This window comes from Microcoleus sp. A2-C3 (genome assembly GCF_036706065.1).
Taxonomy (GTDB): Bacteria; Cyanobacteriota; Cyanobacteriia; order Cyanobacteriales; family Microcoleaceae; genus Microcoleus.
The window spans coordinates 69,493-84,185 of sequence record NZ_JAUBVX010000028.1 but is presented as its reverse complement, the minus strand read 5'-3'; the positions used below and the strand labels follow the sequence as shown (position 1 = coordinate 84,185).

23 protein-coding genes are annotated in these 14,693 nt (G+C 44.1%); 3 read left to right on the top strand and 20 right to left on the bottom strand.

Annotation, left to right across the window (positions count from 1 at the left end):
- Positions 1 to 188: 188 nt before the first annotated feature.
- On the top strand, positions 189 to 722 hold the full coding sequence (gene ruvC, locus QUB66_RS16895) for a crossover junction endodeoxyribonuclease RuvC (RefSeq protein ID WP_265239467.1): 534 nt from the start codon (positions 189 to 191) through the stop codon (positions 720 to 722).
- A 205-nt stretch (positions 723 to 927) separates the two neighbouring features.
- Here the strand turns inward: ruvC and QUB66_RS16890 are convergent, their stop codons facing one another.
- A complete protein-coding gene (locus QUB66_RS16890) occupies positions 928 to 2,349 on the bottom strand; it encodes an NB-ARC domain-containing protein (RefSeq protein ID WP_332968816.1) in 1,422 nt (473 codons plus the stop codon).
- Positions 2,350 to 2,569: 220 nt separating this feature from the next.
- Here QUB66_RS16890 and QUB66_RS16885 point away from each other — a divergent pair, with 220 nt between their 5' ends.
- The gene (locus tag QUB66_RS16885) at positions 2,570 to 3,025 is read left to right on the top strand and encodes a DUF4352 domain-containing protein (RefSeq protein ID WP_265236416.1); all 456 of its coding nucleotides are present in this window, start codon (positions 2,570 to 2,572) and stop codon (positions 3,023 to 3,025) included.
- 188 nt (positions 3,026 to 3,213) lie between these two features.
- A complete protein-coding gene (locus QUB66_RS16880; RefSeq protein ID WP_265236415.1) occupies positions 3,214 to 4,143 on the top strand; it encodes a pentapeptide repeat-containing protein in 930 nt (309 codons plus the stop codon).
- A 287-nt stretch (positions 4,144 to 4,430) separates the two neighbouring features.
- Here the strand turns inward: QUB66_RS16880 and QUB66_RS16875 are convergent, their stop codons facing one another.
- The 19 genes from QUB66_RS16875 to QUB66_RS16785 all read right to left on the bottom strand — a co-directional run bounded on the left by QUB66_RS16875 (position 4,431) and on the right by QUB66_RS16785 (position 14,674).
- The gene (locus tag QUB66_RS16875) at positions 4,431 to 4,724 is read right to left on the bottom strand and encodes a type II toxin-antitoxin system PemK/MazF family toxin (protein WP_265236414.1); all 294 of its coding nucleotides are present in this window, start codon (positions 4,722 to 4,724) and stop codon (positions 4,431 to 4,433) included.
- Positions 4,714 to 5,190, bottom strand: coding sequence for a DUF433 domain-containing protein (locus QUB66_RS16870; RefSeq protein ID WP_265236413.1), 477 nt, complete (start codon positions 5,188 to 5,190; stop codon positions 4,714 to 4,716). Before QUB66_RS16870 ends, QUB66_RS16875 begins: the two co-directional genes overlap by 11 nt.
- A gap of 124 nt (positions 5,191 to 5,314) precedes the next feature.
- Positions 5,315 to 5,557, bottom strand: a complete 243-nt coding sequence (locus QUB66_RS16865) for a hypothetical protein (protein ID WP_265236412.1) — start codon at positions 5,555 to 5,557, stop codon at positions 5,315 to 5,317.
- A gap of 81 nt (positions 5,558 to 5,638) precedes the next feature.
- Complete coding sequence (locus QUB66_RS16860; RefSeq protein WP_265236411.1) at positions 5,639 to 5,917, bottom strand: hypothetical protein; 279 nt, start codon at positions 5,915 to 5,917, stop codon at positions 5,639 to 5,641.
- Positions 5,918 to 6,028: 111 nt separating this feature from the next.
- Entirely contained in the window at positions 6,029 to 6,322 is a 294-nt protein-coding gene (locus tag QUB66_RS16855) for a DUF433 domain-containing protein (protein WP_332968814.1), read from the bottom strand.
- Between the two features lie 136 nt (positions 6,323 to 6,458).
- Positions 6,459 to 6,686 carry a DUF2283 domain-containing protein gene (locus tag QUB66_RS16850; protein ID WP_332968813.1) on the bottom strand — a complete coding sequence of 76 codons (228 nt, stop codon included), beginning with the start codon at positions 6,684 to 6,686 and terminating at the stop codon, positions 6,459 to 6,461.
- 191 nt (positions 6,687 to 6,877) lie between these two features.
- The gene (locus QUB66_RS16845; protein ID WP_265236406.1) at positions 6,878 to 7,000 is read right to left on the bottom strand and encodes a hypothetical protein; all 123 of its coding nucleotides are present in this window, start codon (positions 6,998 to 7,000) and stop codon (positions 6,878 to 6,880) included.
- A 114-nt stretch (positions 7,001 to 7,114) separates the two neighbouring features.
- The gene (locus tag QUB66_RS16840; protein WP_265236405.1) at positions 7,115 to 7,273 is read right to left on the bottom strand and encodes a type II toxin-antitoxin system HicB family antitoxin; all 159 of its coding nucleotides are present in this window, start codon (positions 7,271 to 7,273) and stop codon (positions 7,115 to 7,117) included.
- Between the two features lie 75 nt (positions 7,274 to 7,348).
- Positions 7,349 to 7,507, bottom strand: coding sequence for a hypothetical protein (locus tag QUB66_RS16835; protein WP_265236404.1), 159 nt, complete (start codon positions 7,505 to 7,507; stop codon positions 7,349 to 7,351).
- Positions 7,508 to 7,529: 22 nt separating this feature from the next.
- Positions 7,530 to 8,537, bottom strand: a complete 1,008-nt coding sequence (locus QUB66_RS16830; RefSeq protein WP_332968811.1) for a CHAD domain-containing protein — start codon at positions 8,535 to 8,537, stop codon at positions 7,530 to 7,532.
- A 410-nt stretch (positions 8,538 to 8,947) separates the two neighbouring features.
- A complete protein-coding gene (gene petJ, locus QUB66_RS16825; RefSeq protein WP_265236402.1) occupies positions 8,948 to 9,286 on the bottom strand; it encodes a cytochrome c6 PetJ in 339 nt (112 codons plus the stop codon).
- Positions 9,287 to 9,413: 127 nt separating this feature from the next.
- Positions 9,414 to 9,914, bottom strand: coding sequence for a photosystem II cytochrome PsbV2 (gene psbV2, locus QUB66_RS16820; protein WP_265236401.1), 501 nt, complete (start codon positions 9,912 to 9,914; stop codon positions 9,414 to 9,416).
- 247 nt (positions 9,915 to 10,161) lie between these two features.
- Entirely contained in the window at positions 10,162 to 10,650 is a 489-nt protein-coding gene (psbV, locus tag QUB66_RS16815) for a photosystem II cytochrome c-550 (protein WP_265236400.1), read from the bottom strand.
- Between the two features lie 152 nt (positions 10,651 to 10,802).
- Positions 10,803 to 10,994 (bottom strand): translation initiation factor IF-2, encoded by a 192-nt coding sequence (locus QUB66_RS16810; RefSeq protein ID WP_265236399.1) that lies wholly within the window; start codon positions 10,992 to 10,994, stop codon positions 10,803 to 10,805.
- Positions 10,995 to 11,624: 630 nt separating this feature from the next.
- The gene (accD, locus tag QUB66_RS16805; RefSeq protein ID WP_265236398.1) at positions 11,625 to 12,578 is read right to left on the bottom strand and encodes an acetyl-CoA carboxylase, carboxyltransferase subunit beta; all 954 of its coding nucleotides are present in this window, start codon (positions 12,576 to 12,578) and stop codon (positions 11,625 to 11,627) included.
- Positions 12,579 to 12,961: 383 nt separating this feature from the next.
- Positions 12,962 to 13,180 (bottom strand): DUF2007 domain-containing protein, encoded by a 219-nt coding sequence (locus tag QUB66_RS16800; protein WP_265236394.1) that lies wholly within the window; start codon positions 13,178 to 13,180, stop codon positions 12,962 to 12,964.
- 63 nt (positions 13,181 to 13,243) lie between these two features.
- A complete protein-coding gene (locus QUB66_RS16795; RefSeq protein ID WP_265236392.1) occupies positions 13,244 to 14,074 on the bottom strand; it encodes a prepilin peptidase in 831 nt (276 codons plus the stop codon).
- A gap of 132 nt (positions 14,075 to 14,206) precedes the next feature.
- Positions 14,207 to 14,332 carry a hypothetical protein gene (locus QUB66_RS16790; RefSeq protein ID WP_332968806.1) on the bottom strand — a complete coding sequence of 42 codons (126 nt, stop codon included), beginning with the start codon at positions 14,330 to 14,332 and terminating at the stop codon, positions 14,207 to 14,209.
- An 81-nt stretch (positions 14,333 to 14,413) separates the two neighbouring features.
- Positions 14,414 to 14,674 carry a hypothetical protein gene (locus QUB66_RS16785; protein ID WP_265236388.1) on the bottom strand — a complete coding sequence of 87 codons (261 nt, stop codon included), beginning with the start codon at positions 14,672 to 14,674 and terminating at the stop codon, positions 14,414 to 14,416.
- Positions 14,675 to 14,693 lie beyond the last annotated feature (19 nt).

Sequence of the window (14,693 nt, the reverse complement as noted above, 5' to 3'; positions counted from 1 at the left end):
AGAGGTACTGGTACTCAGCGCCAGGAGCTTCATTTTTCTATTCTCAGTACCGCTTAGACCTTAACCGAGAAGTATTGGACCGGATCTTAGATCAAAGAATGGAATAATTGGGAAGTGAGAATCTGTACAGAAGCTTTTCTGGTGCGATTAATCGGATTTGATATGAGACAAACAATCAATAAATGTGAATGAAAACACGAATTTTAGGATTAGATCCGGGCTTGGCAAATCTAGGCTACGGCGCGATTTCTTGTCATATCATCCCAGGTAAACAAGACCAAAATAGCGTTTCCCTGATTGATTGTGGCGTGATTAAAACAACGCCAAAGCAGGAAATGGGACAGCGCCTAAAAACAATTTACGAAGATTTGCACACGGTAATAGACGAGGTAAAACCAGATTTGGCAATTGCCGAAAAACTGTTTTTTTACAAAATGGGAAATACCATACTTGTAGCTCAAGCACGAGGCGTTTTGACGCTAGTATTGGCTCAGTGCGGAGTGCCGCTGTTTGAGTTTACGCCTGCTCAAATTAAGCAAGCTTTGACCGGCCGCGGCAATGCTGATAAATCGGAAGTGCAAGAGGCTGTGGCGCGGGAGTTGGAGTTGGGTTATATTCCGAAACCTGATGATGCGGCGGATGCTTTGGCGGTGGCTTTGACTGGTTGGTACGATGATGATATTTGTCCGAAAAAAATACAGTTGGAAACTGGAAAAATTTGATTTCAGGGCTGGCAAATAAATACAATTCCAGGTATGCTAGAAAGTATTGCTATAGTTATTGATTATATATAAATTATCTGTAATTTGCATAACTCCCCGCCGGACACGGGAATGCCGTTTGCCTACCTATGAATTATGTGTAATTTGCATAACTCCCCGCCGGACACGGGAATGCCGTTTCCCTACCTATGAGATCCGCTAATTTCTATGTAGCAATTCCCTCGCGACAATATTCAGTTTTCACATATTGTCTCATCACTGGCGATAAACTGAACAGCGCCTGATGATCCTGTTCTTCTTTTTCAATCAATGCTCGATTTCCCAAAGATAGCAGCGCATTGCATAAATTGTCGGGCGATAATTGCACCTTCTCTATAATTTGAGAAATAGAAACAGGCTCGATTTCATTCGCGATGCAGCACATTACCTGTTTCTCTAATTCTGATAAGCGATCGCACTGCTGCTGCAATCTTGCTTTCAATTCGTCTCCCAAGAATAGCGTATCATATTTCAAGAATTCGGCAACTCGCCCGCTAAATAATTCTTGAATCATGGCTGCAACTATTTTTAACCAGAAGGGATTGCCTCGATAAATGTTAATCAGAGTTTCCCATTTCTCCGGTTCGAGTAAACCTTTTTCTCTGAGTATTTCGCCCGCTGCTGCACCTAAACCGTCGAGTGGTAAGGTGCGAACGCGGGCATTTTCTCTGTTTAATGCGACAATTTCTCTAGGCGGTTCCCAACTATTGACGATTAAGCAACTGTTGTGGCAAGTTTCGCCAATACGTTTGAATAGGGTGCTGTAATTTTCATATTCTGGTCGATAATTGCCTGCTATTTGTCCGCTACTGAGAATTGTTTGTACGTCGTCTAGGATGATGAGGCAGCGGTGCGATCGCAATTTGTCGATTAGCAGCGATAGCAGTTCATCGGTGCTTGTTGGCAATTCGGTTTCTGGTGGATTAGATAAAAATTTAAGTAGGCTTTTTAGGGTATTATGGAGGCTTGGGGATGTGCCGAGACTTCGCCAAATTACATATTCAAATTGATGCTGGATTTGTGAGAGGAGGTGGAGTGCGAGATTGGTTTTGCCAATTCCGCTGAGTCCTAATATTGCGACTAGGCGGCTGCGATCGTGTACAATCCACTGTTGTAGGGTGGCGAGTTCGGATGTGCGATCGTAAAATGAGCTGATATCTGGTGCATCTCTTAAGTCAAGTCGCGGTTTCTGTTGCGTGTCGTCTTCATTTGAGGTTTGTGTTGGGGGTGAGTTTTGTGAAGTTTTGGGATGGTGTAAGGTTTCTGTGCAAACGTTGATGTTACCTTTGTTTTGTACAAAATTAAAATCACCAAAATTTGAAATTTTAGAAATTTGATACCTTTCCATCGCAGAGCTAAAATTGGATTTATTAATATCTTCCTCTAAGATTTTTGAAAGAATTTGCCATAACTTTGAGGCAACATTTCTGACATGGCGTTCAGTACAATGAACCTCTTTGGAAATTTCGGAGTATCTTTTACCTTGCCAAGTTCCACGCACTACTGCCTCTTGCAGATCGTCTAGGTGTTTGCCCGTCTTAGTGAACACCAAGCCATTGGCAAACCTTAAAAGTTCTTGAACATCCATTAATTAGGCAAGTGTAGGAGATTTTATCTATTGTATCAGACTTCTTATGACATTTTATGACTAAAAAGGGCAAAATGTGACTTTTAACGGCTAGATGATTTTATCAACTCCTGACAAACTATGACATTTTTTACTTGACACTATAGATAAATTAACGTAAAAATATTCAATAACGGGCATCCAAGCAATAAATAAAACATAAAAAATAACCGGAGAAAAAATGCGAAAGCTGTTTATTTTACTTTTGTGCTTTATGCTAAGTTTCAGCTTAGGACAGTTTCCAGCCCAAGCTGCCTCAGTTGGTACTATTGGCAAACCCGTGATCCAGGAGGGATACAACTTAACAGTTAACGAGGTGAAAACTGGTCAGAATGACAGTGGAGAACCATACGTAGCTGTTGATGTAACGCTTGCTAGCGAGTCCGATCAGGGTGTAAGTGCGAATCTACTTTATGCCAAACTAAAAAGTGACAGTGGCTATGTTTATACTCCAACTTTCTTTGGGGTACAACCTGCACTAAATTCTATGAATGATCTGCCAAAAGGAGAGCGCGTTCGGGGATGGATTACTTTTCAAATCCCGAATGAAGAAGATAGCAGCAATTACACTTTTGAATACCAAGCTATCAGACTTTTGGGAAATTCGCCACGCCTAAGAGTCAAGCTTGACTCTTAGTGAGCTTGCTTGATTGGTTCAACTTAGGGCTGACGCATCCAAATATTTTTATCAGGGTTTGAACCTTTCTCAGATTTGAGCAAGAAGCATCAAACCCTCAATTAACTGTTCCTTTATTGCCTGAGTGCGTAAGTTTTCAAACTTTGCTTTTCAGGTTAAAAATATTTACTCAGCGAGTATTTTTTATTATGAATAATCAAAATGACGGCAACCCGAAAAAGGGTAATTTCCCGTTAGCAATCGTGTTGGGGTTGGGGGCTATTGTAGCAATTCTAGTTATTGCAGGTTTAGCAGTGATGAACAAATCAGAAGTTACGACTTCAGCCTCTCCAACTCCTTCAGTTGCACTATCAGAAACTCCCTCTTCAACACCTTTGGCTGCGGAAACACAAACGCCATCGCCAACAGCTTCGGTTTTAGTACCAGAAACTCCTTCTCCGAATGCGACGGCATCTCCACCAACTCCCTCTCCTAATGCCACTGCATCACCATCTCCAACAACTACGCCATCTTCTTTATCTGTAAGTCAAGCTGTTGAGCGTTTAAAGCAAACACGTGTATGTCCAGCTTGCGACCTTCAAGGTGCCGATCTTAAAGAAGTTTCCCTTAGCGGTGCTGACCTGAAAAATGCTAACCTTCAGGGTGCTAACCTAGCTGGTGCAACCATCGGCGATACAAATTTAACAGGAGCAAATCTTAGTGGTGCAAACCTTAGTGGATCTCAAATATTCAGGGTAAATTTTGAGGGGGCTAACTTGAATAATGTTAACTTGAGTAAGGCCAAGATAGGTCCTGGAACAAATCTAATTCACGTCAATTTGAAAGGTGCTGATTTGAGTGAAATTTCTATTGATAATGGCAATTTTTCGGAAGCTGATTTAAGTGGGGTAAAGCTTATTAATGCTCGACTGAAAGGAGATGGATTAAACTTCAAAAAAGCAATTTTGAATGAGGCTGACTTATCACTGGTTATCTGGGATGACTTGAAAAGTGAAATGGTTGATGGTGCCAGTTTTAAGGGTGCGAATCTAAAAAGCTCTAACTTAGGCCAAATTAAGGATTTTACAAATGTAAATCTGACGGGCGCAACTATGCCAGATGGCACAGTGCATCCTTAAAAAGCTGAGGATAAAAGTTAGGGATTGTCGCATTTTCTACATTGTTTATAAAACATATAGGGAAGATGAGAAACGATTTGAGTTGGCTTGAAATAATTCGGCTAGTTTTTGAAGTCATTTTTCAGTTCTTTGATTAAAAGGTGATTTCCTGTAAACATTTATCGAAAATAGCGATCGCCCTTTCTTTCCTGAAGTCCCATCTGCCTTTGATTAACTACCGATACTCAACTACCGATGCGATCGCTATTGCAATGTCATCCATAATAGCAGTCGAAACTTCCCCAATCTTACGAATAAACCTTTGTACATCCATCCATACCACGCAATTCCAGCACATCCACAGCAGAAACTTTCGTTAAATTATTAGCACTATCTGGATGAATTCTGACGTGCCAAATATTGCCAATATAATATTCTTTCCTATCTGTGACTGGTGCAATTAATTTAATCGGCAATTTGCCGACACTATCCGAGCTTACCACCACAGCCGGACGAATCTTTTTAATTTCTGCCCCCACTGTCGGGTCAAAATTAGCAAGCCAAACATCACCACGTTTGGGAAACAGAGAATTAGTAGTCAATTAAATCTCCTGTCTGTAATTCTTGCCATTCTCTATCATCCTGGTAATGAATTAACATCACCTCAGCCTGTTCTGCTAAAATGCGCCGTCTCTCTTCAATGGGCAATTTCATAAACTCCCGACGGCTGGGATATTGAGCAACTGAAGGCATTTCTAAAACTTGAGATTCAGATTGTATTTGTGTTTGAGACTGATACAGTGCTTCTATGCGATCGCCTTCTGCTGCTTCGGCCACAATCTCAACATCAATTTCATCTCGGTTAGCATGGTAATAAGTCAAAGCTGCATAGACTTGAGTCAGAGTTAAATGCCCTATGCGAGAGGCAATTTCTTCTGCGGTCAAACTTTGCTTGTACCAAATAGCAATGCGACGGACTGTAACACTTGTTCCGGCAATAATTGCACCGCCGCCATGTATGTCAGGATGACGGCTAATGAGAGTGCCAATATCGGTGATGGTTGACAAGATTTTTTCCTCGCCAATTTCTGACTGTGCTCCGATCTAGGATAGCACTTTCTGAGCAAGCGCGATCGCCCTTTCTTTCCTAAAGCACGCGCGAGCGAAGCTATTCCGTAGGGAATCGCCCTGACTAATTTCTGACCTCTTGATATAAGCCGTCTGAGGGTACAGGTTTTGCTATCTCAGGCATATTAGCCTCCTTAATAGCCTTCATTAAATCTTCGCGTAGCGCTTCTAAAAAATAGCAATCATTGCCCATATCCGACACTTCATCATCATCCAACTCTTCATCTTTCAAACTTTCTTGATATGCCTCGATCCGAAATTCCAGAGCTTCAATAATAAATTGTACATCCTTAAAAGATAGAATCATCAGAACTCCATTTTTAATATTTATAGTTACTTGCCACTATCCTAACCCAGTCAGCTTGAAAAATGCCAAAGCTTGAAACCGTTAACTCACTTTGTAGAAATACGCACCGATTAGTTTAAGAGCCTGCTTGTATTCCTCGATCGACATTCTGTAACTCGGTTTCCACAACCAATGATCGTTGTGGTCATTAATTAAATCGAGGGCGGCAGGAATTTCACTCTCCGCATCTAACTTCCACCAGTTTTTTCCGCTTCTTTGAGTAGCAAATGTTGAAATCCCACCTCCTAAAGTAGGATCTACCCAGATTGGACCGTTCTCTTCATAGGTAGTAACATCTTTGTTAGATCGAACATTATCCATTCTAGGTGAATTAGCGTTGCCTTGTCGATATAGAGCGATCGGTGTTTTTGCCATGCCTTGAGCGAAGATTCCCAGCTATGTAGAATTTACCACAATGGCTGCACAACCTTGTTAGCAGGAAGCTTTCGATCGCACTTTTTGAGATTTTGCTTGTTCCGCTTCCCCCCACTCGCTGCGAATTTCGCCGTCTATCTCCTCCTGGTGGTCAAAATAATACGCCATTGCTGCATGAGCTTCCGCCATCATTAAATATGAGTGCTGACGGCACATTTCTTCAACTGACCACCCGTAAGCCAAATAGTCCATCACAATTTGAGAAATCCGCACTCTGGGTATCCGTTGCAGCCGTGCAGGTTCCCCTACACCTGGTTTTTCAATATGAGGATAAATGACTTGTAAAGTCATAGTATTTTCTCAGCATTTTCACTCCAACTATGACAACACTTTTGCCTCGCCATTTCTTGAGCCATATCATGAAGTGCGATCGCCCTTTCTTGAGTAAAGTGCGATCGCACTTTCGCAACAATCTCAAGCCTTCAGACTAAGCGTGCAAGTCTGCGACAATCGGCAATTCAAATACATTACTCTCTAAAAACCGCTTTGAGAAAAACATAACTTCTATATTTTCAATTTCCTCAGTTTCAGGATTGAGACGAGCAACAATTCCATAGTCGAGTTCCTGCGATTCTTGCTCTGCATAAGGCGAACATTTATGAATGTACAGAATATCGCCGACAGCATCGTATTTAAAAGTTAGTTTTTGTGCCATATTATCTCTCCTTGGGTAACAGTTTTTGTCAGGTAAGCTGTCACGATCCAATTGCGTTCTCTGGGAACTGTATCACTCACAACAGCTACTACAACATACCTACCCTTGCGACCCTTACCATACTGCCTTGAAAATAGAAAAGTATTGCCAAAACGTAAATCACATCGAACCTCATCTGGGTCAGCTAGAGTTTAAGCTATTCTTTCCTGATAAGTTGGTAGCAAATCGGGATGGGTCTCAGCAATGTGCTGCTCTCGCTCTTCTGTGAGTTCGACCTCACTGTCGAGATACGGACAGAAAAATTGTGTTGTCACACTGATCTAGTCTTGCCAGTCTTAGTTATCTAACTTTTAGAGTACCATAATTATATAACAAGTGAACGATCGCCCTTTCTTTCGTAAACCGCGATCGCCTAAAAATTTATCATTCTAAAAATATAATTCGTCTAAATATAGTTCTGTTGCTTCTTTCAGATTGGCGATCGCTGCTTCAATTGTTTCACCCTGGCTAGCAGTTCCCACTTCAGGACATTCTGCCACATAAACATCTTCTTCCCAATAAACGATTGCTGTAAAGATACGAGGCATATTTTTTGCAATACCTACTTAGTTCTCACTCTAATCCTGATTTTAACACATCGGGCGAGAACCCTTTTTTTAGTTCTATTCCCAAGCGCGATCGCCCTTTCTTGAGTAGGGACACGCCCTTGCCGTTTCCCTACAAATATCTGTTATTTTACGCCATATCAGCAGGGACGTGACACTGCCGTGTCCGGCTTCTAATCCGCGCGGGCGATTTCCTACAGGATAGCTACCATTCACGCACTTTCTGTACCCAAAAAACCTAATTTTGCTCCGGCGAATCCCCATTAGCAGCATCTTTAATCACAGGATGAATTAAAGTCGATCGCAAACCTTGTCGAACTTCCGAATTCAAATACTTGCGCTGCAAAACCTGCCATTTTTGCCAAGCTGCGTAGCGTTTTTCTGCCAACAAACCAGCCAGTTTAGGCAACTTTTTTTGCAAATCGCGATCGACAAAATCCGTCAAAAATTCCCCTAAAACTTGACTGTCTTGAATATCACCCAAACATTCCTGAACAGCTTTCACATCTTCGACATAACCTTCATAAGCCGGGCCGTAAAAATCGCCAAACAGATTCATCAAATAGCGAACCCGCTTAGCTTGTTTCCGCAAATCATGCAGAATAGTTCCCTCCGCTGCTAACTTCTCTTCCACAGCCGACTCATTCAAATCCTCACAAACTTTAACTTTGCCATCCTCATATTCTGTGCCCAGCAGCCAAGCCGGATGCAGGAAAAACTCGCTGACTTGAGGTAACAGTAAATCCGGCAAAACCTCAGCAATTGGCAAATGTTCGATCGCCCGAAACTGCGGTTTTTCCAGCCAATCCTCGATCGACTTTTTCAGCGATTGGTAACTTTTGCGCTCCAAAACAGCCCTCACCCCTTTCAAAGCCCGGCGCCGCTGTTTGAGTAAATCCAATACAGCCTCATCCAAAACTTCCTGCTCCTGGGGCGGCAAATTCGGATAATAGCGGTTTTGGAGACTTTCGAGCATCACGTCCAAGTCCCTGAGCGTTCCCAGAATCCGCCCCACCTTACCAATTTTGCGTTCAGAAGCTTCTTTTGGCAAGTCTAAAACCGGGGCAAAACCCGTTATAGCCGATCGCAAACGCCGCAATCCTACGCGCATTTGGTGAAGTTCTTCTGCATTTTTGTCTTGGATAACTTCAGCCTCGTGGGCTATTGTTTTGCGGAAATACTTGTCAATTGCACCAGAGGCTGCATCTCCGAGAGTTTTAACTTTTGCTGATTTTTTTACGTTCATGGTAGATGTAGAGTCCACTTTTGCGATCAACTTTATTTTTGATTTCAATGCTTTGCTAATCAGGGGTTATATCCTAGCACCGACTTTTAATTTATACACCAGCAATAATAATTCTTAATGTAATGTGCTTGACAATTTATACAAAATCACCAATTTTCATTCTAAAATCTTCAATTCTAAAATCTTCAATTCTAAAATCTTCAATCTCCCATCTAAAATCTAAAATCTAAAATCGAATTGCCCTCCCTCGCGCTTGGGCAAATAAAAATCCGATTTCTGGCGCGCTTTCCCAAATAGGTTAAGATCGCTGCAAACCGACATTTATTCGCCAAAGAGAGAGAGAGGGTGCGATCGGGAGGACAAGTTTTAAATTAAATCAAGTCCAGCTTGTCCGACTTCAAAGAGGCAGTTTAGCCTTTCCAGTCTTTGCCAGATTGTTCGAGCACGTAGGCAGCGATATCATCGATTTGTTCGGGCTTCAAACGACCGAGAAAAGCAGGCATAGCACTTTTGCCCTTAGTTATCTGAGTAGTAATAGCTTCGATGGAATTCATGCCGTACTTCTCAAGAGCTTCCTTTTTCAAGGTTTTCATTCCCATAACGACGTTGCCGCCACCGATGTGACAAGCAGCACAGTTGGCGCTAAAGAGTTTAGCTCCGTTAGCAGCATCTCCAGCCAATGCAGGGCGGCCGAAGCCGACAGTCAAAATTGCGAACGCTAACAGGGCGATCGATAAGAGTCTTTTCAACGTAGTTCTCCTCTAATGGACACCGTTCACGGTGGTTCTTTAGTTATTTTACCTGTTTAATCAGGCGCAAACACGTAGTCGCGATCGGGATTTTTCGAGTAATCTACCACTTGGTCGCAGCGGCAGTTCAACTCTCAAAATTATCCACGCCCCAGCCTGGAGCTTTCTGAGCCGCCCGGAGCACAAAAGCCGCCAAATTTTCAATCTCAGTCTGCGGCATCCAGCTTTCGGGTACTTGGCGGCACCAAAAAGTGTCCTCACTGCCGTCATAAGTCATCGGCTCTCTCAAATACGACACCAAACTATTGATGTTGCTGCGGGGAGGCGTTGCCCCCTTGAGATCTGCCAAAGACAGAGATATCATCGGATCAGGCAAAGTTGCTCCTCCGACGTGACAATTCAGGCAATTATTCTGGAACAACACCTTGCCGACAGAAAAATCCTGAGGCGAAAACAACCGAGTGTTTCCCTCAGCGTCCAATTCCATTGCTACAGGTTCCCTGGCTTGTAAATATCTATTCACGTAAGAATCGGTAGCAGCCAAAACAGGTTGAGGAGCCAGCAGCACGAGCGGCAAAATAATTAACATCCCCAATAGAAAGCAGAGAAAAACACCACGATGCAGCATAAGGGCGTAGAAAAGTCAATAATTCACTAACATTTGCTCACAAAATCGAATTTTCTTGTTGCACTCTGGCTTTCGTCAGCATCAACCAGTCCACAAGCTTAAGTCAGCGGGTTCGACTGGGGAGAATCAATCAGCAAGAGGTAAATTTGAGATTTCAGATTTTCGATAGAAAAACGGCCAGCCAGCAATCCTTGCCCAATCCCAGCCCCTCTCAATCCAAAATCCCAAATCTCAAATTTCAAATTGATTAGCGAGCGCCTTTACCGCCAGCCCACTGCTTGCCGACAATTTTCGGCTGCAACAGAATATGACCGGCAATCGCATACAAATCATCATCCGAGAGATTTCTCATCTCAGCGAAAATATCTGCACTCTTCATGCTCGGATGCACTTCGGAAATTTCCTGAAACCCGTCATAAGTCGTGGGATTTTTCATATAGTCCACCAGCGAGTCAATATTATTGCGGGGCGGGTTTGCCAAAGCCAGAGTTTCGGGACTCAAGTTCAAATTCGGGTCAGTTTTTGTCATGCCCGCAGCGTGACATTGAGCGCAAGCCGAGTTAAACAAGCGTTTCCCTTGCTGAACTTGTTTGAGGCTCAGCACCACTGGAGCGCCTTTGTCATTCAAAGTCACAGTGCGAAGCTCAGGACTCAGTTCGACAGCCATCGCACTGCTGACAAATAACTGAAATGTCAAGAATACAGCGGTCAGAGCAATGAAATATCTTTTAAGCATGGTTCTCCTTAAAAAAATCGGGCAAATTATTGAACGCTAAGAGAGCGTCTCGCTGGCAAACAGATTTCTGTTCAAAATTCCTTCCTGCTGCGACAACTGGCGAAAGTTTGTGCAGCCGTACCTTATAAAGGTAAAGGAATTTTGCGATCGATCTAATCTGTAATTCGTTTTGAGTCGCGCCTTTTTTCGAGAGTTGACATAATTGCCTTAACATCCTCCAAAGCCAAACGGGTTTGAGGGTGTTTGTAGGCAATTTCCAACTCGTCACACAAGCGGAGCACGTCTTCAACAGGGACGTTGAAGTCCTCTGCTATTTCTGCGATGGACAGGTCTGCAAAACCCATAATTTTTAGGTCGCTGACTGGTCAAAATTGAGTTAACGGCTATTGACTGAAAGCTGGACAATTTAACTAAAGCACAGGGGATTTAAGCCCCCACCTTTAGGTGGATTGTTTTTAGGCTGGGGCTTAAATCCCCTGCCTAAAAACTTCGCTGTCAACTGTCAACTGTCAACTGTCAACTGTTAACAAGCGCTGTTAGCTGCCATTTGTTAGTTTCGTCTGAGATTTTGTTCGATCGCCAGCTAACTAACCGCTAACTGCCACTAAGCATTTTTGCTTACCTAAACTTCACAGCCCATCAACTTCCAACCAATATCATCCCATTGCCGCGTCTTTATTATCAATAGGACTTGGGCGCGCGGGGCTAAACACCCGGTATCTGCGTGCATTTCTCGCTACTAAACTTAATATTTTTCTAAGAAACCGGGTTTTTTTGGCAATTCCTCTGAAATTTTGGTAGACAAGATTGCAAAAGTTCTTTTAATCAGACTTTTGGGCGGGCTCGCGTGCCCACCCCACAAGAAAAAATGATTTTTGTGGGACGATGCTCTGAGCATCGTCCTAGCTAGGGCTGGCAATTCAAGTCTAGTCTCTCCTACAGACTCCACGACAGGAGTCAGGAGGCGCAATAGCTTAGGGAGAAAGCTTGAAAGCGTGAGTCGGCGCGGGCACAGGGTGGTAGCTGTCGCTGGCCTCGTGGGCGGGGAATTCCGAGTTTGCCAAGAAAGGCTGGGGCTGGTGGAGGCTGATCAGCCCAGCGAGAGTTTTCTTTAATTGAGTCCGGGGTACGATCAAGTCTACAAAACCGTGGGCGAAGGAGTATTCGGAAGTTTGATAATTTTCCGGCAGCTTTTCGCGCAGAGTTTGCTCGATTACCCGGCCGCCCGTAAAGGCTACTGTAGCTTTTGGCTCTGCAATTATAATGTCTCCCAGCATGGCAAAACTGGCTGTGACGCCGCCGGTGGTCGGGTGCGTCAAAATTGGGATGTAAAGCAGTCTCGCTTCCCGGTGGCGCTCCAGGGCCCCGGAAATCTTGGCCATTTGCATCAAGCTGAGCATTCCTTCCTGCATTCTCGCGCCGCCGGAAGCGCAGACAATGATCGCTGGTAAGCGTTCCCGCGTGGCGTGTTCGATGAGGCGAGTCAGTTTTTCTCCGACAACTGAGCCCATGCTCCCGCCGATGAACTGAAATTCCATGACTCCGAGGGCGACGGGCAAATTTTCGAGTTTACCGATGCCTGTTTCTACGGCGTCTAGGTGGCCTGTTTTTTCTTGAAATTCGCGGAGTCGATCGCTATATTTTTTGCGATCGCGAAATTTTAGGGGATCGGTGGCGTGGAGACCTTCGTTAATGGGCATCCAGGTATTGGGGTCGATCAACTGCTCGATGCGATCGTCACTGTAAACTCTGATATGATGCCCGCATTCCAAGCAAACCATTTGATTTGCTCGCAGGTCTTTGGTATAACTCAGGGCATCGCAAGCTGGGCATTTATGCCAAAGTCCGTCGGCAATTTCTCGTTCCGGCCGTTCTTGGGAGTTCGGTACTGATTTTCGTCGATTTGCAAACCAATCAAATAGAGACATTAAAACTTAGGAATTGGTAATTGGTAGTTGGTAATTGGTAATTGGGAATTGGTAATTGGTAATTGTTAGTTGTTAGTTGTCAATTGCCAGTTGTTATATCAAGTCCGCACTACAGAGGAATTATACTATAGCCTTTCTCAGAAAGATTAGGTACGCTTCGGGCATCGGGCATCGGGCATCGGGCATCCGGCATCGGGCATACCTCACCACGCTTGAGAACCGCTATATAAACTGCCCGCGCTGACAGGGCGAAGGTCTCGCTCGGCTGCGTGGGATACTCGCGCTGCACTCTGAACGTTATTATTCCGATGCTCATGTCAAAGATATCAATTATCTACTATTGACTAATTACTGTTGACTAATGACTATTGACTAATAACTAATCACTCTTGTTCTGGCTCATCTTCAACTGGACTGATCAGCAGCGATGCAGTTTGCTGGTGTTCTGGAAGAACTTGGAGGGCTGTAGCACTTCCTGCGCCTAAATAAGATGCTATACCCAAGTCTACAATCCGAGCGGGGATTTGATGAGCAGCCAGGAGCTGCTGCATTAATTCCGCTTCCCAACGAAAGCTAGTGGTTTTAAGTGTAATCCAAGACACGGGATAATTTTACCAATTTATGAACCGATATTATAAAGTTCGATCGCGCTTTGTAGCCGCAGATCACAAACCCAAATTCGGGAAAAACAACTGCAAGTAAGTAGATAAGATCGGTTCGCCCCAGAGAGCCGTAATTGCTGCACCGAGTGCTAGACAAGGGCCGAAGGGCATGGGTTGACGGCGATCGAGCAATCTAAGGGCGATCGCCCCACCACCAACAAAAGCCCCGATTACACAGGCGATAAATCCCGCTAGCAGCAAGAGTTTCCAGCCCAACCAAGCTCCCATCAAGGCGGCTAATTTGGTATCCCCGCCACCCATAGCAGTTTGCCCGAAGCCGATCGATCCTGCAAGTCCGATCGCATCAAACAGCCACAACCCGACAACTGCACCCAAAATTCCGTCTAGTACAAGATAGTGTACGGAGTCGATCGGGCTAAATGTCGGCCACCAACCTTTGGCGATTTGGAAAACCAATCCGAGCACCAAACCCGATCGAGTCAAAGAATTAGGCAAAGTCATTGTATCGCAGTCAATCAAAGACAAAGCCAACAGCCAGCTAAACAAAACCCACAAACCCAGAGTTTGCACTGCGATCCCAAACTGCGAGAAGATTAGCAAAAATAGCAAACCCATAGATACTTCCACCAGCGGATAGCGGGCAGAAATCCGACTGTGGCAGTGATTGCAGCGTCCCCGCAGCCACAGCCAACCAAACACGGGTATATTTTCGTAAGTTCTGAGTTGATTTAAACATTTGGGACAGCGAGAAGGAGGATGTATTACCGACAAACCCGCAGGCAAACGATAGATTACCACATTGAGAAAGCTGCCGATCGCCGAGCCGATCACAAAAACGATCGTGGCGACCAGGGTATTAAAGATAGTTTCCATTAAGTTGTTTTTTGACTATTGAATGTCGCGATTGATTAGTTGTTAGTTGTTAGATTTTGTCGTGTCAATTACCAATTATATTTGTAGTAACAAATGCGATTTCTCTGATTTGAATGCGGACTAAAGTCCTAACTACGAACCTTTTTCAGCAATTGTGCGATGTGGTTTTGATTTTAAGCTGTTACCAATCACCAATTCCCAATTGTCAACTGCCAACTGACAACTGCCAACTGCCAACTGCCAACTGACAACTATCAACCATCAACTGCCAACTGCCAACTGCCAACTGACAACTGACAACTGACAACTGTCAACTGTCAACTATCAACTGTCAACGGCCTAATACATTTGAGATTCAATTTCGTTAAAAGTAACAAAACGTTCGCCCGGTAATAAAACGGGATGCGCAGTAAAAATTAGCTGACCTCGATCGCTTCCTTGACTGACAACTACACCGGCTGGACGCAGCATCTGCTCGGAATGCACTTTCAAATACATACCATAGGCCGATCGAGCCACTCGGATCAAATCGGGAGCGATCAAGCTGTGACTTTGGGAAATTTCTATCCGGTGTTCTGAGTTGGGCTGGTATCGGGTCACGGGAAACTTATGATAATGG